The sequence below is a fragment of the Thermosipho sp. 1244 genome, from assembly GCF_018588215.1.
Classification (GTDB): Bacteria; Thermotogota; Thermotogae; order Thermotogales; family Fervidobacteriaceae; genus Thermosipho; species Thermosipho affectus.
Window position 1 is genome coordinate 48,181 of the sequence record NZ_LNGA01000014.1, and the last position, 22,088, is coordinate 70,268.

General features: G+C 32.1%; 20 protein-coding genes and 1 riboswitch. Of the genes, 14 read left to right on the plus strand and 6 right to left on the minus strand.

Translation table 11 applies throughout. The features are described 5' to 3' along the window. The first annotated feature begins 25 nt into the window (after window positions 1-25). Window positions 26-1,102 carry an NAD(P)H-dependent flavin oxidoreductase gene (locus tag AS157_RS03600; RefSeq protein ID WP_077289348.1) on the plus strand — a complete coding sequence of 359 codons (1,077 nt, stop codon included), beginning with the start codon at window positions 26-28 and terminating at the stop codon, window positions 1,100-1,102. Here AS157_RS03600 and AS157_RS03605 read toward each other — a convergent pair. Next, on the minus strand, window positions 1,099-2,004 hold the full coding sequence (locus tag AS157_RS03605) for an alpha/beta hydrolase (protein WP_077289347.1): 906 nt from the start codon (window positions 2,002-2,004) through the stop codon (window positions 1,099-1,101). The genes AS157_RS03600 and AS157_RS03605 overlap by 4 nt on opposite strands. 158 nt (window positions 2,005-2,162) lie before the next feature. Beyond that, on the minus strand, window positions 2,163-2,324 hold the full coding sequence (locus AS157_RS03610; protein ID WP_077289346.1) for a multidrug transporter: 162 nt from the start codon (window positions 2,322-2,324) through the stop codon (window positions 2,163-2,165). 294 nt (window positions 2,325-2,618) lie between these two features. Here AS157_RS03610 and AS157_RS03615 point away from each other — a divergent pair, with 294 nt between their 5' ends. After that, window positions 2,619-4,790: a heavy metal translocating P-type ATPase gene (locus AS157_RS03615; RefSeq protein ID WP_077289345.1), complete on the plus strand. Its 2,172-nt coding sequence runs from the start codon at window positions 2,619-2,621 to the stop codon at window positions 4,788-4,790. Between the two features lie 27 nt (window positions 4,791-4,817). After that, on the plus strand, window positions 4,818-5,024 hold the full coding sequence (locus AS157_RS03620) for a heavy-metal-associated domain-containing protein (protein WP_077289344.1): 207 nt from the start codon (window positions 4,818-4,820) through the stop codon (window positions 5,022-5,024). A 25-nt stretch (window positions 5,025-5,049) separates the two neighbouring features. Here the strand turns inward: AS157_RS03620 and glyA are convergent, their stop codons facing one another. Next, window positions 5,050-6,324, minus strand: coding sequence for a serine hydroxymethyltransferase (glyA, locus tag AS157_RS03625; protein WP_077289343.1), 1,275 nt, complete (start codon window positions 6,322-6,324; stop codon window positions 5,050-5,052). Window positions 6,325-6,695: 371 nt separating this feature from the next. Between glyA and AS157_RS03630 the strand changes: the two genes are divergently transcribed. The 10 genes from AS157_RS03630 (at window position 6,696) to AS157_RS03675 (ending at window position 16,766) form a co-directional block, all read left to right on the plus strand. Next, complete coding sequence (locus AS157_RS03630; RefSeq protein ID WP_214494968.1) at window positions 6,696-7,109, plus strand: type II secretion system protein; 414 nt, start codon at window positions 6,696-6,698, stop codon at window positions 7,107-7,109. A 175-nt stretch (window positions 7,110-7,284) separates the two neighbouring features. Beyond that, a complete protein-coding gene (locus tag AS157_RS03635; protein ID WP_077289342.1) occupies window positions 7,285-8,292 on the plus strand; it encodes an ROK family transcriptional regulator in 1,008 nt (335 codons plus the stop codon). Continuing rightward, complete coding sequence (locus AS157_RS03640) at window positions 8,292-9,629, plus strand: glycoside hydrolase family 3 N-terminal domain-containing protein (protein WP_077289341.1); 1,338 nt, start codon at window positions 8,292-8,294, stop codon at window positions 9,627-9,629. The genes AS157_RS03635 and AS157_RS03640 overlap by 1 nt, the downstream gene beginning before the upstream one ends. Beyond that, window positions 9,626-10,834: an extracellular solute-binding protein gene (locus AS157_RS03645; protein ID WP_077289340.1), complete on the plus strand. Its 1,209-nt coding sequence runs from the start codon at window positions 9,626-9,628 to the stop codon at window positions 10,832-10,834. Before AS157_RS03640 ends, AS157_RS03645 begins: the two co-directional genes overlap by 4 nt. A gap of 35 nt (window positions 10,835-10,869) precedes the next feature. After that, a complete protein-coding gene (locus AS157_RS03650; protein ID WP_077289339.1) occupies window positions 10,870-11,757 on the plus strand; it encodes a carbohydrate ABC transporter permease in 888 nt (295 codons plus the stop codon). Then, on the plus strand, window positions 11,754-12,926 hold the full coding sequence (locus AS157_RS03655) for a carbohydrate ABC transporter permease (RefSeq protein WP_077289338.1): 1,173 nt from the start codon (window positions 11,754-11,756) through the stop codon (window positions 12,924-12,926). Before AS157_RS03650 ends, AS157_RS03655 begins: the two co-directional genes overlap by 4 nt. After that, window positions 12,923-13,822: an SIS domain-containing protein gene (locus AS157_RS03660; RefSeq protein WP_077289337.1), complete on the plus strand. Its 900-nt coding sequence runs from the start codon at window positions 12,923-12,925 to the stop codon at window positions 13,820-13,822. Before AS157_RS03655 ends, AS157_RS03660 begins: the two co-directional genes overlap by 4 nt. Before the next feature lie 10 nt (window positions 13,823-13,832). After that, window positions 13,833-14,885: an N-acetylglucosamine-6-phosphate deacetylase gene (nagA, locus tag AS157_RS03665; protein ID WP_214494964.1), complete on the plus strand. Its 1,053-nt coding sequence runs from the start codon at window positions 13,833-13,835 to the stop codon at window positions 14,883-14,885. Continuing rightward, a riboswitch (cobalamin riboswitch) is annotated at window positions 14,864-15,064 on the plus strand. (Overlaps the previous gene by 22 nt.) Before the next feature lie 51 nt (window positions 15,065-15,115). Further along, complete coding sequence (cobT, locus tag AS157_RS03670) at window positions 15,116-16,132, plus strand: nicotinate-nucleotide--dimethylbenzimidazole phosphoribosyltransferase (protein ID WP_077289336.1); 1,017 nt, start codon at window positions 15,116-15,118, stop codon at window positions 16,130-16,132. A 1-nt stretch (window position 16,133) separates the two neighbouring features. Next, a complete protein-coding gene (locus AS157_RS03675) occupies window positions 16,134-16,766 on the plus strand; it encodes a Dph6-related ATP pyrophosphatase (RefSeq protein WP_077289335.1) in 633 nt (210 codons plus the stop codon). Window positions 16,767-16,786: 20 nt separating this feature from the next. Here AS157_RS03675 and guaA read toward each other — a convergent pair whose 3' ends face one another. From guaA to AS157_RS03690, 3 genes are read right to left on the minus strand one after another with little or no spacing between them, the layout of a single operon-like run. Continuing rightward, window positions 16,787-18,328 carry a glutamine-hydrolyzing GMP synthase gene (gene guaA, locus AS157_RS03680; RefSeq protein ID WP_077289334.1) on the minus strand — a complete coding sequence of 514 codons (1,542 nt, stop codon included), beginning with the start codon at window positions 18,326-18,328 and terminating at the stop codon, window positions 16,787-16,789. A 24-nt stretch (window positions 18,329-18,352) separates the two neighbouring features. Beyond that, a complete protein-coding gene (locus AS157_RS03685) occupies window positions 18,353-18,892 on the minus strand; it encodes a LemA family protein (RefSeq protein WP_231450333.1) in 540 nt (179 codons plus the stop codon). Between the two features lie 9 nt (window positions 18,893-18,901). Then, complete coding sequence (locus tag AS157_RS03690) at window positions 18,902-20,623, minus strand: DUF2207 domain-containing protein (RefSeq protein ID WP_077289332.1); 1,722 nt, start codon at window positions 20,621-20,623, stop codon at window positions 18,902-18,904. Between the two features lie 112 nt (window positions 20,624-20,735). Between AS157_RS03690 and AS157_RS03695 the strand changes: the two genes are divergently transcribed. After that, entirely contained in the window at window positions 20,736-22,007 is a 1,272-nt protein-coding gene (locus tag AS157_RS03695; protein ID WP_077289331.1) for an HD domain-containing phosphohydrolase, read from the plus strand. Window positions 22,008-22,088: the final 81 nt, after the last annotated feature.

Consider the following 22,088-nt stretch of genomic DNA (forward strand, 5'->3'; position numbering starts at 1 on the left):
GACTTTAAAAAAGGGGGGGATATATATGAATAAAATTCCAATACTAAAAATAGGGGAACTTGAAGCAAAAATCCCAATTATACAAGGGGGGATGAGTGTAGGAATTTCCTTATCAGGACTAGCATCAGCTGTGGCAAACGAAGGTGGTATTGGTGTCATTGGAGCTGCCGGGATAGGTATGTTCGAAGCAGATTTTGACACAAACGAAAAGGAAGCAAATAAAAGAGCATTAAAAAAGGAAATAAGAAAAGCAAGAAAAATGACAAAGGGGATAATTGGTGTAAATATAATGGTTGCACTTTCAGATTTCAATGAATTATTGATAACCGCTATACAAGAAGGAATAGATATTGTATTCATGGGAGCAGGATTACCTTTAAACTTACCAAAATTATCCTTGGAGAAAATTAAAACAAAATTTGCACCTATAGTTTCCTCCGCAAGAGCAGCCAAAACAATTTTCAACTACTGGTCCAAACATTACAACCACATACCAGACGCACTAGTGGTGGAAGGACCACTTGCCGGGGGACATCTTGGTTTTAAAAAAGAACAAATAAATGATCCAAAATACTCTCTGGAAAAAATTCTTCCAGAAGTTATATCTACAATAAAACCTTTCGAACAAAAATTTAACAAACAAATCCCGGTAATTGCAGCTGGGGGAATTTACACGGGAAAAGATATTTATAAATTCATAAAAATGGGGGCAAGTGGAGTACAAATGGCTACAAGATTTGTCGCAACACACGAATGTGACGCCGATATAAAATTCAAAGAAGCTTACATAAAATGTAAAAAAGAAGATCTAATAATAATCGATAGTCCTGTTGGACTCCCAGGTAGAGCTATAAAAAGTGAGTTTCTTGAAAAAGTATCAAATGGATTTAAAAAACCAATAAAATGCTTGTGGAAATGTCTTAAAACTTGTGACTTTAGAAAAGCACCGTATTGTATTGCACATGCTTTAACAAACGCAAAAAAAGGAATATTAAGTGAAGGTTTTGCATTTGCCGGTGCTAATGCCTATAGAATAGAAAAAATAACATCTGTAAAAGAATTAATAGAATCACTTTTAAAAGAATATCAAGAGGCTTTTTAATTTTCAAAAAAACGCATTGTAAGTTTTAATATGCGTTTTTTAAATATATACGACGAAAGATGTCCACTTGGTAAGCTATGTATTTCTTTTTTTAAACTGCCAAAATTATTAAAAAGTTCAACAGTAGATTTTTTAGGAATAAACACATCAAAGAGCGCCCTAAACATTATAACCGGTGCTGTAACAAATTTCGCAAATACAATTGGATCATATTCATAACATGCAATGGGAGCTGAGTCTATTTCAATAGCAGGAGTTTTTAAATTTGAGATATATTTTAGAAATTCTTTGCCGTGATAATCTGCACATTTTTGCGGATTGCATTCTTTGTTTTGCTCGTATTGAACCCTTAGGACCTTTGTCACAAAACTCTTCCAGGTTATGTAATAAAAATTTCCACCTGTTACACATAGCGAAAGTCCCTTAATATCTCTGGAAAAACTAGCAGCTATTGTAGAAACCATTCCACCAAAACTAAATCCCATGAGGTATATATCTCTACCATATACTTTCTTTAGATAATTTAGAGATGTTAATACATCTACAACTGCATGTTCAAAACGTGATCTAAGAGTTGGATTGTCCGTTGTTGAAAGAAATAACTGCCCACTTTTATAACCTTTAGGTGTTCTCTCAAAATGATAAGGTAAAACCATTAATGCGGAATTATATCCAAACTCTGAAAAATTCCTTGGAAACCACTTTAAATACTTTAAATTATTTGTTCCAAGCCCATGGATAAATAAAAGCACACCCTTTATTTTATTTTTCGATTCGTACAAGTATAAAGGTAATCTTGAAGATTCTTTATATTCACATGGGTAATTTGACTGTAATAGAACCTTACCTTTATCTTTTTTAATCACATTTGGATTTACATCATATGAACTTACAAAATACATGTTTTTCCTCCAAACTTTATTATACCAACCCCGCTTTTTTTATTAAAAGTACTATATACACACTTGTCAAAAAACACAAACTACACCTGTGTATATTATTATTTGCGAAAAATTACACTATTTATATACATAAAAAATTTGTTTTTTTATTTAAAAAATTAATTATCCCTATCTAAAATAGCACCTATAAGCAAGCCCGCTCCAATTCCAATCATAATTGATGCAACAAAATAATATGGTGAGTATTTAAGCAATACAAACCCCACACCAATACCTATTAAGGTTACTCCCTTTGCAACAATAGAACTTTTCTTTGACATTATATCACCTCAAAAATAAATTATTCTTGTATAAAATTATATCATTTACAATATGCTTATTACAAATCTTATTTTCATTTCCATTCTTATCAAAAGTATGTCACACTTTTTTGTCAAACTCGAGTAAATCTTAAAAACTCCAAATATGTTAACAAAATAAATACATTATTATTTTATTTAGGATACAAACTCCATCCATTATCAATTGTATTGCGCACCTTTTTATTTGACCAAAAAAAAAATAAGTGTATAATATAAGTATACCCCCTATGACGGGGTGGGGGAGGCGAGACTATGAAAAATGAAGAGAAAAAATCCTTTACAATAACGGGTATGACTTGTGCAAATTGTGCACGTACAATTGAAAAGGCACTTCTAAAATCAGAAGATGTAAAATTTGCGGCGGTAAACCTTGCAACAAACACGGCATTTGTTGTGGGAGAAAATTTAGATATAGAAAAGATCAAAAAAATAGTTGAAAGTGTTGGATATGGAATAACGGATAAATCACCAGAAGAAATTGAAGAAAAAAGATACAAAAAAATAAAGAAAAACCTATTTATATCACTTTTGCTCACTATTCCCCTATCCATATTGATGATAATAAATATGTTTTTCAGGGAGATTCCATATTTTACATTAATGGAAGTTATCTTTGGCGGTATAGTAACATTTTATGCTGGCAGAGATACTATAAAAGGTGCGTGGATTGCGCTTACGCATAAACATACCAACATGGACACTTTGATCTTTTTTGGTGCTACCACTGCATGGTTAACATCTATACTTTCACTTTTTGGACTTAAAATAGGTTCTTTTGGAGCCATTGGAAGCATGATCATATCCTTTCACTTACTTGGAAGATTTATAGAATCCTATTTAAGGGATAAAGCCACAAAAGAAATAAAAAGTCTTATAAAACTTCAAGCAAAAGAGGCAAGAGTAATTATTGAAGGCAAAGAACTCATGCTTCCAATAGAAGCAGTTAAAGAAAAAATGATTATCCTAGTAAAACCAGGTGAGAGAATTCCTGTTGACGGTGTAATAATTTCGGGAAAATCTGGTATTGACGAATCTATGATATCTGGAGAATCTATGCCGTCTAAAAAAGGAGAAAACGATGAAGTCATAGGTGGTTCTTTAAACCTTACAAGTCCCATAAAGATAAAAGCTACAAAAGTAGGAGAAGATTCATTTCTTTCTCAAATGATAAATCTCATTAAAGAAGCACAAGGTGCAAAAGTTCCCATCCAAGCCCTTGCAGATAGAATAACAAATTGGTTTGTACCGGTAATCATCTCCCTTGCCATATTTAGTGGTATATTCTGGTATTTTGGTTTTGAAACATTTCACCCATTTATCGAAAAAGCAAGTAATTATCTTCCGTGGATTTTAAACACCAATAACCCTGTTTCTTTTGCAATATTTGTATTTGTTGCAACAGTGGTAATTGCATGTCCATGTGCATTAGGACTTGCAACCCCTATGGCATTGATAACTGGAACGGGACTTTCAGCAAAAAGGGGTCTTTTAATTAGAAATGCAGAAGCTATTCAAACGATGAAAGACGTAAAATTTGTATTAATGGATAAGACTGGAACAATAACTGAAGGTCATCCAAAAGTTATAAAGCACAACTTGGATAAGGAAACCTTGAAAGTAATAGCATCAGTTGAAAAAAACTCAAATCATCCCCTTGCAAAAGCAATATCTGAGCTTACCAACAACTACATCAAAATAGAAAAAATTGAAGAAATACCCGGTGAAGGTATTAAAGCTTTTGTAAATAACACAGAATATTTTGTGGGAAAACCACAAGATTATTCAAATTATTCAAAAATATTGGAAAAAGGATATACAGTTGTCGAAGTAAAAGTCAACAACAAAACACATGGATTTCTGGCAATTGTTGATCCAATAAGGCCTGATTCTCTTAACGCAGTTAAGATGATAAAAGACATGGGAATTACACCTATCATGGTCACAGGAGATAACGAAAAAACGGCTAATATTGTTGCAAAACAGGTGGGTATTGATAAAATCTATGCACAAGTTAAACCACAAGAAAAATTGGATATAATCAGAAAATACCAAGCAAAAGGTGGAAAAGTTTTAATGGTTGGAGATGGCATGAATGATGCCGCGGCACTAAAAGGTGCAGATGTAGGAATAGCAATAGGTACAGGTACGGATCTTGCAATTGATAACGCAGATATAATAATTACAAAAGAAGGAATTTCAAAGATAGTGGATGCAATAAAAATTTCACAGTTAACATTCAGTATAATAAAACAAAACTTATTCTGGGCATTTTTCTATAATATAATAGCAATACCAATGGCAATGATGGGGTTCCTCCATCCAGCCATAGCAGAAGCAGCAATGGCATTTAGTTCTATAACTGTTATATTAAATTCCTCGAAAATCAACGAAAAAAGATACTTAAAATCATTAACTAAGAATTGATTTGTTGTACATAAAGGAGGTGTTTTTATGAGAAAATACATTTTAAATGTACCAAATATGTCTTGTGAACACTGCGTAATGAGGATTTCAAAGGCTTTAGAAGAAATTAGTGAAGAAAATTTTAAAATTAACTTAGAAGAAAAAATCGTGGAAATTGAAACAAATAACCTTGAAAAGGTTAAAGAAAAACTTTCAGAAATTGATTATCCCATATCAGAAGTTAAAGAACTTTAAAAAACCCCATCCTTTGGATGGGGCCTTATAATTTTATCTTACCTTCGTACAACGGGAACCTTTTACACAAATCTTTTACATTATTTTGTACTTTTTCAACAATATCATCAGATACATTTCCTTCTTCATCTTTTACATTTTTCAAAACGGTAACTATTAGTTCTGCTATTTCCTCCATTTCTTCTTCCTTCATTCCCCTGGTAGTTAAAGCAGGTGTTCCAAGTCTTATACCACTTGCTACAAATGGGGATCTTGTTTCATTTGGAATAGTGTTTTTATTCACAGTTATATGACATTTTCCAAGTGCAATTTCCGCAGCTTTTCCTGTAACATTGAGTGGGGTTAAATCCACTAACATTAAGTGTGTATCGGTTCCTCCTGAAACAATTCTAAGTCCTCTCTTTTCCAATTCTTCTGCTAATTTCTTTGCATTTTTTACAACTTGTTTCTGATACTCTTTAAACTCTTCTGTTAGTGCTTCTTTGAAACAAACAGCTTTTGCAGCAATAACGTGCATTAAAGGTCCGCCTTGAATTCCAGGGAATATAGATTTATTTATCGCTTTATAAATTTCTTTATCATTTGTTAAAATCATTCCACCTCTTGGACCTCTCAAAGTTTTGTGAGTAGTACTTGTAACTATATGTGCATATTCTGCTGGATTTGGGTATAGTCCCGCTGCAACCAACCCTGCAAAGTGCGCCATATCAACAATTAAATATGCTCCAATTTCATCTGCAATTTCCCTAAATTTCTTAAAATCTATTATCCTTGAATACGCACTCCCACCTGCTATAATGATTTTTGGCTTATGCTTAATTGCCAAATCTCTTACCATATCGTAATTTATAACTTCCGTTTCTGGATCAACACCGTACGGAACAACGTTGTATATTCTACCTGAAAAATTAACGGATGCACCGTGGGTAAGGTGTCCTCCATGACTTAGAGACATTCCCATAATTGTATCTTTAGGTTCTGAAACCGCAAAGTAAGCACCCATATTAGCTTGTGATCCAGAATGCGGTTGGACATTTGCATATTTTACATTAAAAAGTTCTTTTGCCCTATCCCTTGCTAGCTTTTCCGCAACATCTACCCACTCACAACCACCATAATATCTTCTACCTGGATATCCTTCTGCATATTTATTCGTTAACACACTACCCATTGCTTCAATAACTGCAAGTGATGTAAAATTCTCAGAAGCAATAAGTTCAAGCCCATACTCTTGCCTATCCCATTCATTTAAAATAACATCATATATTTCTGGATCCACTTTCTTTACATTTTCCCACACAAGCATCCCTCCCACTCTTTTTACTCCAGTTATATTCTAACATCTATATAGCTTAATAAAAACCTCAAAAATCACATTTATTCCCAATTTAAAACAATTTCCACCTCAAAACTTATCCTTTTTCCATTTTTGTTAGCATTTAAAATTAATATAAAAATCAATCAAAATTCTAAACAAATATACTATTTTTTCAAAATAATATTATTAAACTTATGCGCAAAAAGCGTATAAAATAATTGATAAATACTTATTTTATTATAAATTTTAAAAACACAAAAACTTGTTATTAACACAAAATAAAACTTGAAGAAATGATAATTGTTTGGTATAATAAAATAGCAAAATCAAATTTAGGAGGGATAGGTATGAAGATGAAAAAAGGATTTACACTTGTAGAACTTTTAATAGTTCTGGCAGTTATAGCTGCACTACTATCCGTTGCAACACCACTTGCACTCAACGCCGTAAAAGCTGCAAAGGCAAGTCAAGTAGCTCAAAATTTCAAAGCTATCAAATCTGCTGTTGAAAATTGGTTTAACACAGAAACACCTGATGATATTTCAGAGTTAACTTTAAAAGAACTAAAAAACGCAGGTTATTTAAGCAATGTTCCAGGTAGTTTTAGTTTAACTGCTCCAAGTAGCGGAACCAATGGAGTTTATGAATTTACGATCGAATATACCGGCGGAGATGTAGAGGCTGATAAAGTTCAAAAGAATTTACCAGAAGTTTCTAAAGATTCTGATAAGCTTGTGTTAACATTCGATCTTCAAAAATGGTGGTAATAAGAAATTCCCCTCTTTTGAGGGGAATTTTTTTGCAAATCTTTGTTTTTAAAAGATTTTTTTCATTTTTCCTTTTTAATTGAATATATTTTGCTCATTTTATCTTTTGAATTATTTTTCATTTTTTATATAATTTAGTTAGTTGATTGAAACAACCAACTAATAGGAGGGGAGTATGGTTACAAAATCGCTGAAAAAAATTATTGAATTTTCTTGGAAAGAAAAAGTTGTTACTGCAAAAATACTTTCTGAAAAATTAAACCTTGAAAAATCAACTGTTTCGAGAAACGTTGCAAAACTAAGGAATTTAAATATTCTAGTAAAAACAAAGGAATTACCTGCATCCTCACAAGGTGGGCGAAAGACCGTAGTATATTCTTTTAATAAAGATTTATCATATATACTTGGCATATCTATTGAGCAAGATGGAATTGAGTATATTAAAACAAATCTTTTTTCAGAAATAATCTTTAAAAGGAAAATATCAAAAAAAATATCCTCCGAAAATATAATAGATGAAATAAATAGAATCGTTTTAAAAAACGAAGGAATAATCGCCATTGGAATTTCAATACCAGGTATTGTTAAAAATAACACTGTGGTATATTCTGAAGCATTAAACATTAAAAACTTAAATTTCAACAAGCACTTTTCAATTCCTACGTTTGTGGAAAAAGACGCCATATGCGGTGCTTTAAAATATTCCCTATTAAAAAACTCCATCCTATATTTTCAACTATCAATCCCATATTTTATAAACGAACCTGTTGGATTTGGTGTAGGTATTATTATCAATGGATTACCTGTGTATGGAACAAATCATCTCTCAGGTGAATATAAAATAAGTAAAACGCTTATTGATCAAAGGCTTTCTTTTTCAAAGTTTACCTTAATTGACATTAAGGATTTTTTAAAATTTATTTCAAAAAAAATAGCATTTTTAACGAGTATTTTTGATCCAGAGCTAGTCGTTATTGGTGGAAACATAACCTTACATCCTCAAATAAAAATGCTTAAAAATTTCATTAAAGAAGAAATATATCTTGAAAACAAAAGACAACTTGATATATTAATTGAAAATGGAAAAAAATTTGTAAATGCAGAAGGTGTTGCAATAAAAACTCTAAAAAACATCTTTTCAACAGATGATGGAATAAAATATTTTTTAAAGAAGGTGACCTAATGGATAAATTTGGCAATTTATTTTTTATTGGTTTTCAAAATAATTTTAACCAAAACATTATTGAAAAAACAAATCCATGTGGAATAATCTTATATCCTGAAAATATGAAAGACATTTATACATTTCAAATAAATATAGAAAGAATTTATTCATTATTTGAAAAAGGGTATAGTTTTTTTATCTCTTCTGATCACGAAGGTGGACAACTTGAAACTGTACCAAATATATTTCCCTCTCCAGGAAATATAGCACTTGGAAAGACAAATTACTCATACAATTATGGAAAATACCTGGGAAATATGTTGAAGTTGCATGGGTTTAACATGGTATTTGCACCAGTTTTAGATGTAAAATATAATGTATCAAGTCATGTGACAGGTTTTAGGACGTTTTCAGATAAACACGAAATTGTGGAAAAATCGGCAAAAGAATTTATCAAAGGTCTTCTTGAAAACAACATAGCACCTACCTTAAAACACTTCCCTGGCCATGGTAAGGCAAAATCAGATTCACATTACACCCTTCCTATAGTGGAAAACTTTGAAAAATATGACAAGGATATGATGCTCTTTAAAAATCTTTCTTCAAATGTAGATTTTATAATGACAGCACACGTACTTTATCCAAAAATAGACAATGAAAATATAGCAACTCTTTCAAAAAAATTAATCACCGATATCTTAAAAAAAGAATTTGAGTACAAAGGATTGGTAATTTCAGACGCATTTGAAATGAAAGCATTGTACAAGAATCATACACCAAAAGAAGTAATAAAAAAATTCTTTGAAGCAGGAGGAGATGTTATTTTAATAGGAGATTTTGAAAATTATTCATACTTTTACGATACATTCATTTCAATGGTTAAAACAGGAGAATTAGATAAAGAACTTTTAAACGAAAAAATCAAGAAGATCGAAAAGATAAAGAAAAAATACGTTGAAAAAACCTATCCCACCAGATTTTTATCACATGCTGCGAAAAAAGCAATAACTTTTAACGTAAAGCCCCCTATAGAAAATCCTATATTCTTAATACCATCTCCGAAAAACTTGAGTCTTGCAGACACGTCCAAAAACGATTTAAAACATTTAAAAAAGCTAATTTTAGATGAATTTCCAAACGCAAAAATATACAAAGAAAGTGACAATATTTCATTAGAAGATACGGTGGTATATTTCGTATTAGATAAAATAAAGAAAATAAATTCAAAAAGGGTCATATACGTATTTTTAAGGGATAAAATAAAAAACACTAATGAATATATTGTTTTAAATTCTTCAAAACTAATTTCCATATACCATGCGCTTAAACTTTTAAAAGGGGAGGGATCGTTATGAAAAAGTTTTTTGTCATCTTTTTTGCTTTGATCGTTGTATTTAGTTTTGCAAAAACCAAGCTTACATTTTGGGGATTTATGATGAACGATGAACATGCAAAGATGATTTTGGACAAATTTATGGATGAAAACCCAGATATCGAAGTAGAATACGTACAACTTTCTTGGGCAAATGGTTTTGACAAAATAGTTACAGCAATTGCAGGAGGGGAATCACTAGATGTAGTAGAACTGGGAAACACTTGGGTTGCAAACTTTGCGGAAAGAAATGCACTTGAAAACATGGATTTATTCTACAATCAATATGGGAAAAACTATGTAGGTTGGGATACGGTAAAATATCATGGAAAATATTGGGCAGTTCCTTGGCTTCTTGGAACAAGGGCACTCTTTTACAACATGGAACTTTTCGAAAAAGCAGGTTTAAATCCAGATATTCCACCTGAAACTTGGGAAGACCTATACAGAGCATCCAAAAAAATTGACGCGCTAGGTGATGAAATATACGGATTTGGTATGCCAGCAGGTGAAAGCTACAGTCCATGGCAACAATGGTTCTTACCTGCGGTATGGGGAACTGGAGGAGATATAATCTCTGAAGATGGAAAAAGGGCACTTTTAACATCGTGTAAAGTAGAAGAAACAGCACAATTTTACAAAGCACTCTCCAAATATTCTCTTAAGACGAAACAAGCAGATCTTGCCAAAGCATTTGGTGAAGGAAAGATTGGTATGTACGTAAGTGGTGCATGGGATATTGACTATCTTGAAACAAATTATCCTGAAACACCTTTTAACGTTGTATTTATACCGAAGCCCGCCTCATGGTACGGTACACATGCATCCTTTGCAGGAGCAGAAGTTCTTGCAATAATGAAACATTCAAAAAATAAAGAAGCCGCACAAAAATTGGTAGAATTTTTAATTAGACCTGATATTGCCATGGAAGTTGCCATGATTTGGCCAGCAATATTCCCATCACATGTTGAAGCGGGAAAAGATCCATGGTTTAACGATCATCCCATGCATAAGGTTTTCTACGAACAAAACACATACGCAAAACCCGTACCTTCTATTCCAGCATGGCCAAAAGTTCAAGCGGTATTAACAGAGGCAATTGAAAAAATGATACTAGAAAATGCTGATATTGATTCTACACTCTTTGAATATAACTTAAAGATTCAAAAAATATTAGATGGTGAATAAAAAAATCCCCTGCCTAAATGGCAGGGGGTTCTGGGGTGATTGGATTGAAGAAAAAAACAAAAAACAAAATTGAAACGTTCTTTTTATTATCTCCTTTTTTAATATTATTTGCAATATTTGGCTTATTTCCCATATTACGCTCTTTCTTCATGAGTTTTACAAATTATTCTGCTTTAAGTCCAGAATTTGATTTTGTTGGTTTAAAAAATTACATTCGCGCTTTCCAAGATGAAATATTCTTAAAAGCCCTTAAAAATACTGTTATATTTGTAGTCGGTACAATTCCATTTACAACAACATTTTCATTACTGCTTGCAGTTTTAATAAACAGTAAATTTCTACCTTTAAAAGATTTATTTAAAGCAGGATTTTTCCTTCCATCTGTAATTTCCATGGTAGTTATATCAACTACATGGATGTACCTTTACAGTGCTGATGGCTTTTTCAACAAAATGCTCGAATTATTTGGAAGTTCTCCTATTCCCACAAGCTGGCTTGCACATACAAAAACAGCTCTATTTTCCATAATGATCATGGATATTTGGGCAGCTATTGGATATTATACCATACTATTTCTTGCAGGTCTTCAAAGTATTCCCGAACAATTATACGAAGCAGCAGAAATAGACGGCGCAAGTAAAAGCAAAATGTTTTTTAAAATAACGCTTCCACTTTTAAAACCAACTTTATACTTTGTCATAGCGTTAAATACTATACGTTCTTTCCAAATTTTCTCGGAAATATTTACAATGACAGGTGGAGGCCCGATGAATGCCACACAAACAATAGTACATTATCTCTACATAGTGGGATTTAGAAACTTTGAAATGGGGTATGCCTCTGCAATAGCATATATCTTAGTGCTTATAATACTTACTATTACTCTAATACAAGGTAGATTACTCAGGAGTGAAAACATATGAAAAAAGCTATATTTCTTGTGATAATGTTTGGACTTTTGTTTATTTCATTATTTCCCATGCTATCCATGTTTTACACTGCAATTATACCTAGCGGTAACCTTACAAAGGTAATAAAGGAAAGGTATATAAATGATTTTGAGATAAAATACAAAAGTTATTTAAGAAGAAAATTAAACGGTCAATTCACATTAGTTAATGACTCCCCTCAAAGTACAAAATCAATATTAGCAAATGGAACAATAGTTCTATTGACAAATAAACTCGACATGCGTGTTGCAAAACAATTAGAATTCTGGGCAAAAGGAAAGGAAAAATTTTCCCTAGAAATATTCGATGCTTTTGGAAAAAGTGTAAGAAAAGAATTTTCCGGAAGTAAAGATTGGAAAAAATATATTTTAACTAACTTTGGTGAAATTAATTTAAAATACGTATCTAAAATAGTTTTTCACTTTTCAGATAAACATTACCTTGATGATGTAAAACTTATTTACCAATTCCCCACATTATTAAATTTTGTAAATGTATTAAAAGAAGATATGTTTACAAGATACATACTAAACAGTTTTATTGTTTCAACAATTGTAGTAATAGGAAACATTATATTTTCAACAATGGTAGCATATGCATTTGCAAGGAGAAATTTTCGGGGAAAAAATTTACTTTTTTCAATAATTTTAATGACAATGATGATACCACCACAAATTACAATAATTCCCATATTCATACTTATGAAAAATATAGGATGGATAGATACATATTTTGCACTTACTATACCTAAGCTTGTTACACCATTTAGTGTGTTTTTATTAAAACAATATATAGAGCAACTACCAGTTGAACTTGAACAAGCTGCATACGTAGATGGGGCAAATACATTTCAAATACTCTTCAAAATTGTATTTCCACTGTCAAAACCTGCAATTGCAGTAATGGCTATCAATACATTTATCTCAAGTTGGAACGAGCTCTTCTATCCATTAGTCATGACAAATTCACGTGAAATGAGAACCGTTCAAGTAGGTCTTGCGCTGTATCAAAAACTAAACCAAATAGACTGGCCAAGACTCATGGCCGCTTCTTCTATAATCGGAATACCAGTTATAATTATCTTTTTAGCTTTTCAAAAACATATAATCTCTGGTATCACAAAGGGGGCTCTAAAGGGATGAATTACACATATAATGAAATAATGCGTACACCTGAACTTTTGAAAAAAACAGAAAACTATTCTATTAAATTTTCAAACAACAAAAAATACGCATTTGTAGGTTGTGGTTCATCGTATAATCTTGCCTTTACCGCCTCAAAAATACTAAAAGTTAATTCGGAAACTCTAACTGGTGGTAAAATTCTCGCTTTGGATTACACACCAAAATGCGATATTGGAATATTTATCTCTCGAACAGGAGAGTCAACCGAAACAGTACTTTCCGCAGAAAAGTTCAAGAAAAACGGTATATTTACAGTAGGTATAACTTGCGAAAAAAATTCATCACTTGAAAAAGTATGTGATCAAACCTTTACTTTTGATTTTCTTCACGAGGAAAGTATAGTAATGACTGGATCATTTACGGCTATTTTATATTTTTTGATAAAAAATGGAGAAATCTCAAACATAGCAAAGAAAATAATCGAGAAAAGTAACGATTATCTTGAAAAAATAGATTTAAAAAAATACAATCATTTTGTATTTCTAGGCTTTGACGAAGAATATGGTATATCAAAAGAGGGGGCATTAAAAATACAAGAGATGGCAAAACAATTTGTAGAATTTCACGAACCCTTAGAATATAGACACGGACCTATTTCCAAATTAACCGACAAAACATTAGTGATCATTAATTCAAAAGACACAAAATACGAATACGCATTAAAGAAAGATTTGGAAAAATACTCCAAAGTTATATATTTAGGAAAAGATGGAGATATAGATATTAAATACAATAGCGGATTTGAAACTCCATTGAGGGTTATTTTCTTGCAAATACTAGCCTACAAAAAGGCTATATCAGAGGGGTTAAACCCAGATAGACCTGAAAATTTATCAAAAAGCGTGAAAATATAGGAGGTATTATATGATAATAGAAAAAGCACTCATAGTTGATCCAATTGAAGGAGAATTTACAGGAGATGTGGAGTTTGATAAAAAGATAATAAATGTAAAAAAATACGACTGTACTCCCAAACTTTTATTAATGCCAGGATTTGTTGATACACACACACATGGATACATGGGAATAGATTGTATGACTGCAACAGATAAAGATTTTAACATTTGGGGGAATAAGGTTCTGTCTAATGGTGTTACATATCTTCTTCCAACTACCGTTTCTCATTCTTTTGAAGTACTAAATAATGTAACACAAAATTTTTCAAATGCCACGCATCCTTCTCTTTTAGGACTGCACTTTGAAGGACCTTTTTTAAATAAAAAGAAAGCGGGAGCTCAAAACAAAGCATATATACAATCATTTAACGATGCACTTCCGCAACTTAAAAATGTAAAAATTTTAAGTTTTGCACCAGAACTTCCAAATTCAAAGGATCTACTGGAAAAATTAAGAAAAAACAATATAGTTCCTTCAATTGGACATTCAAATGCAAATTACGATATTTTCAAAGAATTCATTAACCTTGGAGTTAATAGAGTTACGCATTTCCCAAATGCACTTACTACATTGCACCACAGGGAAATTGGTATAGTAGGTGGTGTTTTTTTACACAAACCGTACGTTGAGATAATTGCAGATTTTGTACATTCATCTCCTGAATTTTTAAAATTAGTATACCAAACACTAGGTGCAAAAAAAATTATCCTTATCACAGATAGTATATCAGCCACAGGACTTGGCGATGGCATTTACACACTGGGAAATCTTCTTGTAAAGGTAAAAGATAATATAGCAAGGCTTGAAGATGGTACCCTTGCAGGAAGCACCCTAAAATTTATAGATGGACTCAAAAAATTCAAAAAGGCCACCAATTGCTCTCTAAAAGAACTCTCATGGGTATCTTCTTCTAACGCACTTAAAAATTTAAAAATAGACACAGGACGGATCAAAATAGGATATGATGCTAAATTTGTGTTACTAAATCAAGACCTAAATATTATAGATACTGTGGTATAATTTTAGAGAAAATTTATACTAAAAACATCCAAGAAAAGGGAACACCGGTGAAAATCCGGGGCTGCCCAGCAACCGTAACCGGGGACGAAATCTGCAAATACCACTGGGGAAAACCTGGGAAGGTGCAGAAAGTAGGATGATCCGGGAGCCGGGAAACCTATCTTGGATGTATAAATTCCACAAAAGCTCAGGGCTTTTTGTGGAAGTTTTTGTTTATAGGAGGGGATAAAATGACACTTAGAGAGAAAGTTATCAACAGACTAAACAACCTTACAAAGCCTGTAGGAAGTCTTGGATACTTAGAAGAAATAGCATTAAAAATTTCTCTTATCCAAGGAAAAGAACTTCCAGAACTTTTTAACGACAAAAGGGTTTACGTATTTGCAGGAGATCATGGAGTGGTAGAAGAGAAAGTTTCGGCATATCCAAAAGAAGTAACCTTTCAAATGGTCTTTAACTTCTTAAACCAAGGAGCGGCAATTAACGTTTTTTCAAAACACGTGGGGGCAAAAGTCTATGTTGTTGATGCAGGAGTTGACTATGATTTTGACCAACATCCATCTTTAATAGTAAAGAAAGTAGGATATGGCACAAAAAATTTCACAAAAGGTCCTGCTATGTCAAAAGATGACGCGTTAAAATCCTTAGAGTATGGACAAAAGATTGCAAAAGATGCAATTAATGATGGAGCAGATTTACTGGCTATAGGCGATATGGGTATAGGAAACACCACCACTGCAACTGCAATTTCAGCTGCTTTTGGGTTTAATCTAGATGAAATACTAGATATAGGCACCCCTATAGACAACGAAAAACTAAAAAGAAAAAAACAAGTTGTGGAAATGGCGCTAAAAGTAAACAATCCCAATCCATCAGATTCCATAGACGTCCTTTCAAAAGTGGGAAGCTATTGCATAGGAGAAATGGCGGGATTTATACTCCAAGCAGTTGAAGAAAAAATACCAGTAATTATAGACGGTTTTTCCACTACAGCGGGATTTCTCATAGCATATCATATAGATAAAAAGGTAAAAGATTACGTCCTCTTTGGTCATAAGTCCAAAGTAAAAGGACATAAAGTAATACTAGATTCAATAAACGAAAGACCTATTTTGGATTTAGATATGCGTCTTGGAGAAGGTACAGGTGCGGTACTTTCTATGTACCTAATTGAAGCTGCGATAAAAATGATAAGGGAAATGGCTACATTTGAATCTGCAAATGTTTCAAAAGGAAGCGATCAATAAAATGGGAAAAGTATTTTGCTCATGGAGTGGTGGAAAAGATTCTACACTTGCCTTGTACTACGGTCTTAAAAAATTCACAACGATTGATTATCTCTTTACAATGTTATCAGAAGATAACGTCCATTCAAGGGCACACGGCCTACAGAAACACATTTTGCAGCAACAAGCAAAAAGCTTGGGGCTACCACTTATAACTAAAAGTAGTAGCTGGGAAAATTATGAAAAAAACTTTCTTAAATTTCTAGAAGAATACGCATACAATGGTATTGGAATATTTGGAGATATTGATTTACAAGCACACTTAGATTGGGTAAAAAACGTATGTTCAAAGAAAAACGTAAAAGTATTTGAACCCCTTTGGCAACGTAAAAGAAAAGACATAGTTAAAGAGTTTCTCTTGCTTGGATTCAAAGCAAAAATAATATCCATTAAAAAAGAACTCAAAAATTTTCTAGGTAGGGACTTGTCATTAGATTTAATAGAAGAATTTGAAAAAATAGGGATAGATATATGTGGTGAAAATGGAGAATACCACACCTTTGTATATGATGGACCTATCTTTAAATTTCCAATTAGATTTAAAGAAAAGACCACTATTGAAAAATCTGATAAATTCATACTTGAAATAGTATAACACCCCAGCGGGGTGTTATACTACTCCCATTCTATGGTTGCAGGTGGTTTTGAGGTAATATCGTAAACTACTCTATTTACTCCTTCAACCTCATTTATTATTCTTTTTGCAACTTTATTTAAAAATTCATGTGGTAGTTTTGACCAATCTGCAGTCATACCATCAAAACTATTTACCGCCCTTAATGCTATTACATTTTCATAAGTTCTATAATCTCCCATAACCCCCACAGATTTTACGGGAAGAAACACGGCAAATGCCTGCCAAACTTTCTCATACAAACCATTTTTCTTCAATTCTTCTATAAATATGTAATCTGCTTGTTGTAGTATTTCAACAGCACTTTTTGTGATCTTTCCCACTATTCTTACGGCAAGTCCTGGTCCAGGAAATGGATGTCTATTAATCATATCATCTGGTAAACCCAATATCTTTCCCAATTTTCTTACTTCGTCTTTGAAAAGATACCTCAAAGGTTCTATTATTTTAAAAGGTAATTTCTCAGGGAGCCCCCCTACGTTGTGATGTGTCTTTATCTTTGCCGCAGATTTTCTTTCACTTACTTTACTTTCAATAATATCGGGGTATAACGTTCCTTGTGCCAGATATCTAATATTTCCATGTTCCTTAAGTAGACTCATGGAAGTTTCATAAAAAATATCTATGAAAGTATGACCAATTATCTTTCTTTTTTCTTCAGGATCTTCCACTCCTTCCAAAGCACTCAAAAATCTTTCTTTTGCGTCTACAACGAATATCTCTATTCCCAAATTTCTAAAATTTTTTTCCACTTCTTCCCTTTCATTTAACCTCAAAAGCCCCGTATCAACAAAAATTGGAATGGAATTTTTCCCAATTGCTTTATGTAAAAGCATTGCAACTACAGATGAATCTACTCCACCAGACAAACCAAGTATAACTTTATCATTTCCCACAACTTGCCTTATTTCTTCTATTTTTTCTTTTACAAAGTCACTCATCTGCCAATTTTTATGCATTTTTGCTATTTTTGAGACAAAATTTTCCAAAATCTTACTTCCAAATTGTGTATGTGTCACTTCCGGGTGAAATTGCACCCCGTAAATTGTTCCCTCTTTATTTCTCACAGCGGCAAATGGTGAATTTTCACTTTCACCAATAACGTAGAAATCTTCTGGAAGTTTTTCAACCCTATCTGAATGACTCATCCAAACATCAAACTTTTCGGGTAATCCTTCAAATAAAGGATCTTTTTTCACCTTTAAAACTGCATGACCAAATTCCCTTTTTTCTGATTTTTCCACCTTTCCTCCAAACTTGTGAACTAATGCCTGAAGACCATAACAAATTCCCAATATGGGTACTTTTAAACTTAAAATAAAATCTGGAACATAAGGTGCATCTTTTTCATATACACTCGATGGTCCACCGGAAAGTATAACAGAAGAAGGATTCAAAGAATTTACATCTTCTTCTGTTGCATCCCAAGGTAAAAGTTCTGCATAATAACCTTTTTCCCTGATTCTTCTGACAATAAGTTGTGTGTACTGTGAACCATAATCTAAAACAACCACCGTTTTCAAAAGGACACCCCCCACACTCTTTTTTTAAATATCTACATTTGGAACTTCCCTTTCCACTTCTTCAATTTTAAAAAATGATGCCTCTTTAAAATTAAACATCTTTGCAACTATATTTGTTGGAAAGACTGAGATTCTTGTGTTGTATTTCATAACTATATCGTTGTAAAATTGCCTTGCATATGCTATTTTATCCTCTGTTTTTTTTAGTTCCTCCATTAATTGCTTTACATTTTCATTTGCCTTTAACTCGGGATAATTTTCCACAAGTGCAAAAAGTCTTGATAGAAGACCTGTAATTTCATTCTCACTTTTTATCTTTTCATTCATATCTTTGCTAGAAATAGCAGCGGCTCTAGCTTTCATAACTTTTTCCAACGTCTCCTGTTCAAATTTCATATACCCCTTTACAGAATTGACAAGATTTGGTATCAAATCGTGTCTCCTTTTTAATTGTACATCGATTTGACTCCAGGCATTTTCCACTAACTTTTTCAATTTAACCAAATTGTTGTATAACACAACAATAAATGCAACAATCAAAATTACCCAAATCAAAATCTCCACCTCCATTTTTTAAAATGCTCCGCCGCCTCCGCCACCGGAGCCACCACCCACACCTCCTGCTCCACCACTAAACGTATTGGACGAAGATGATGAAACGGCACTCGTTGCAACTGTAGACATAACCACAAATTGTCTACCAAAGCCCATATACGGATAATAGTATAACCGACTTTCTTCAAATTCTTTTGGTGCTACTTTTTTCAAATGTTTTTCTACTTTGTCTGCTATACCAAGTGCTGTTGCATAAACTAAATAATCTTCCCACAAAATAACTGATTCTGGCGGATACATGGAAAGTGCTGAATAATCTTCCAAAAATCTCATAAAATTGATCCACTTTAGATAATATTTCCTACCTTCTTTAGACCAACTTCCAAAAACATCTCTAGGTAATATAAAGGTAATACCACCTGTTAAAAACAACAACCCTGAGAAAACAAATTGATAGAGAAAGTTTTGTTTAAAAAACACAAGAAAATAAAGAAAAGAAGATATAACGGAAATGAGCCCTATTACGTATGAAATATATGTCCCCTTCACCGAAAGGTAATTTCTCGACTTTGCTTCATCCAAAACAAGTGTTTTATATACCTTAAAATCGGCCAAAAATTCTTTTGCGAGTTTTTTGTCTTTTGATAGAGCTTTTTTTAAATCAGAAAATGAAAATATTCCATCTCTGGAATATCTTTTTAAAAATTGATAAAAATAACCCTCTGTTGAGTTTAAATTACCTTCTTTTTCCAAAACTTCAATATATCCTTTCTTATCAAGATTTAAAAATCCTTTTCTGTATAAATCCATGATAACTGCGTTGATTCCATTTTCATCTATTTTTCCTAGTTGATTGATAACTATTGCATTTACTATATCAGGTGTATCTGGATACGGTATTTCCCTTTCATATACACCTTGATACGACACTTTCTTTTCTTTTCCAAAAAAATTAAATACTAAGCCCAAAAAAATAACCACCATTGCAAAAGTTATAGGCGGTAAAAATATCGAAAATACATATTTTTTTGTAAAATCATTTTCAATTTTTTCCACCGACTTTAAAGTTAACATGGGATTTTCATACTGGTATTTAACGGGAATTTTCTCCATCAAAAATCGGGATTCTAAAAACGTATTAGGAGGGATATTTTTGGCCCTAAATATATATTCATTTCCTTTTTTTTGTACATTTAATTTGGGATGTGAATAAACTTTTAAGAGCCTTACATTTTTCGGAAAAATAAATCGCGCTACTAAGTTTTCTACAGGTGAATTCCAATCTTCTCCCCAAAATTTCCTAAATACTTGAGAAACATCTTTTCCTTTTTCGTACACATATTTTGCATCGTATTCGACATGCAAAACTACACGTTTCATCCTTTCAGGTGAAATAGGTGTTCTTGAAATCCAAACCCGTGCTTTAAATCCTTTTGAATTTTTTTCTAAAAACTCTACCCATTCACCTTCAAAATTTTCAATCCAAAGCTTTACATTTTCTATACTTACCGCCCTACTCTGAGGTACTTCTCTATATACTCCCCTAAATGGTTCTTTCATCTTAAAGGTTATTATTTCATGTACGTGAAATACCCCATCTTTATCCATTTTTTGCTCTATATTTGCAGATTCTATTTTATACATTCCACTAAAAAACCATTTAGCATATCCACTTGCCAAAAAAACAAAAACAAAATACCCAAAGATTAATGCAACCAAACCAAAAATTATCTTCTTCATGTAACCCCCCCTTTTGTCAATTATACATTAAAAAAATACAATGTGAAAGTCTATTAATTACATTAGAAAAGATTCTCATTACATGTTATAATATTGTTTAGGAGGATGGCAAATGAGATTTACGCTAAAAAACTTTATTCTTCTTTTTAAAGAAATAGGTTATAACGAATATAGAGATTTTGTATTACACTCAATACATGTTGCAAAGTTTTCTTATCTTCTTGCAAAAGAACTTGGAGTACCAAATTATGATGATGTTTTCATCGTTGGTCTTTTTCATGACATAGGATTTATCACACTAAACGAATTATTAAAATTAATAAATTCGTTAAATTATGGAGATCTCACAAAAATAGAAAATTTAGAAAACATAGAAACACATCCAAAAATTTCATATTATCTAATTAAAAACATTACATTTCTTGAAAATGACGCAGTTGAAGCGGTAAAATATCATCACAGCGAATTTTCTGATAAAACTAAAGAAAGATTTATAGGTAGTCTTATTAAATTATCCGATATTATTTCTTGGTATTTTTTCAAAATTAAAAACTTTGAAGATTACGCTGAAGTTATTCCTAGCCTATGGCAAAAAATCGAAAAGATGAAAATGCCTGAAAACATCAAAAAAGTTTCCCTAAATATACTTAAAAATTACAAGATAATTGACAAATTATTAGATAACAAACTGCATTTTGAAACATTTAAAGATTTTTCAGTAAATCTATCGTTAAGAGAAAGCATAAATTTTACCAAAATAATAGCATTGCTCCAAGAAATAAGAAGTCCAACAACAAAAGATCACGTCTTTTTTGTTTCAAAAGTTTCTAAAAAATTAGGTGAATGCATTTTGGGAAAAGCAGATGGTATGATTTTAAAAATGGGTGGTTATTTGCATGATCTTGGTAAATTAAAAACTCCACTTAAGATTTTGCACAAGCCTAGTCCTTTGTCAGAAATAGAGCAACTAATCATGAAAAAACATATCATTGATACTATTGATATGCTAAATAATTCTAATTTTGAAAATTTAGCCATATTATGTGGGACTCACCATGAAAGATTGGACGGTTCAGGCTATCCTTTTGGATTAACCGAAGAATATTTAAATGTCTACAACCGGATAATAGCTATAGCAGATTATTATTCTGCATTGGTTGAACCTAGACCATATAGAGAGGCTTTACCATACAAAAAAGCACTTTTGATTTTAAAAAAGGAAGTTGATAATGGTAAACTTGATAACAAAATCTTCTATAACCTTAAAAACCTTGCTGAATCCGATGAAAGTCTACAAAAAATTTCTTACATAGATGTCTTGGAAGATATTTTCGGGGATAATTTAAAAAATATTTTTAGTATAACTAAAAAGTTTTTCGATTAATCTGGATACGAGTTATATTGTTATTACCGCTTGTGATTTTTTTAACAATAATTCAATGTATATATTTATTAACTGCAACAA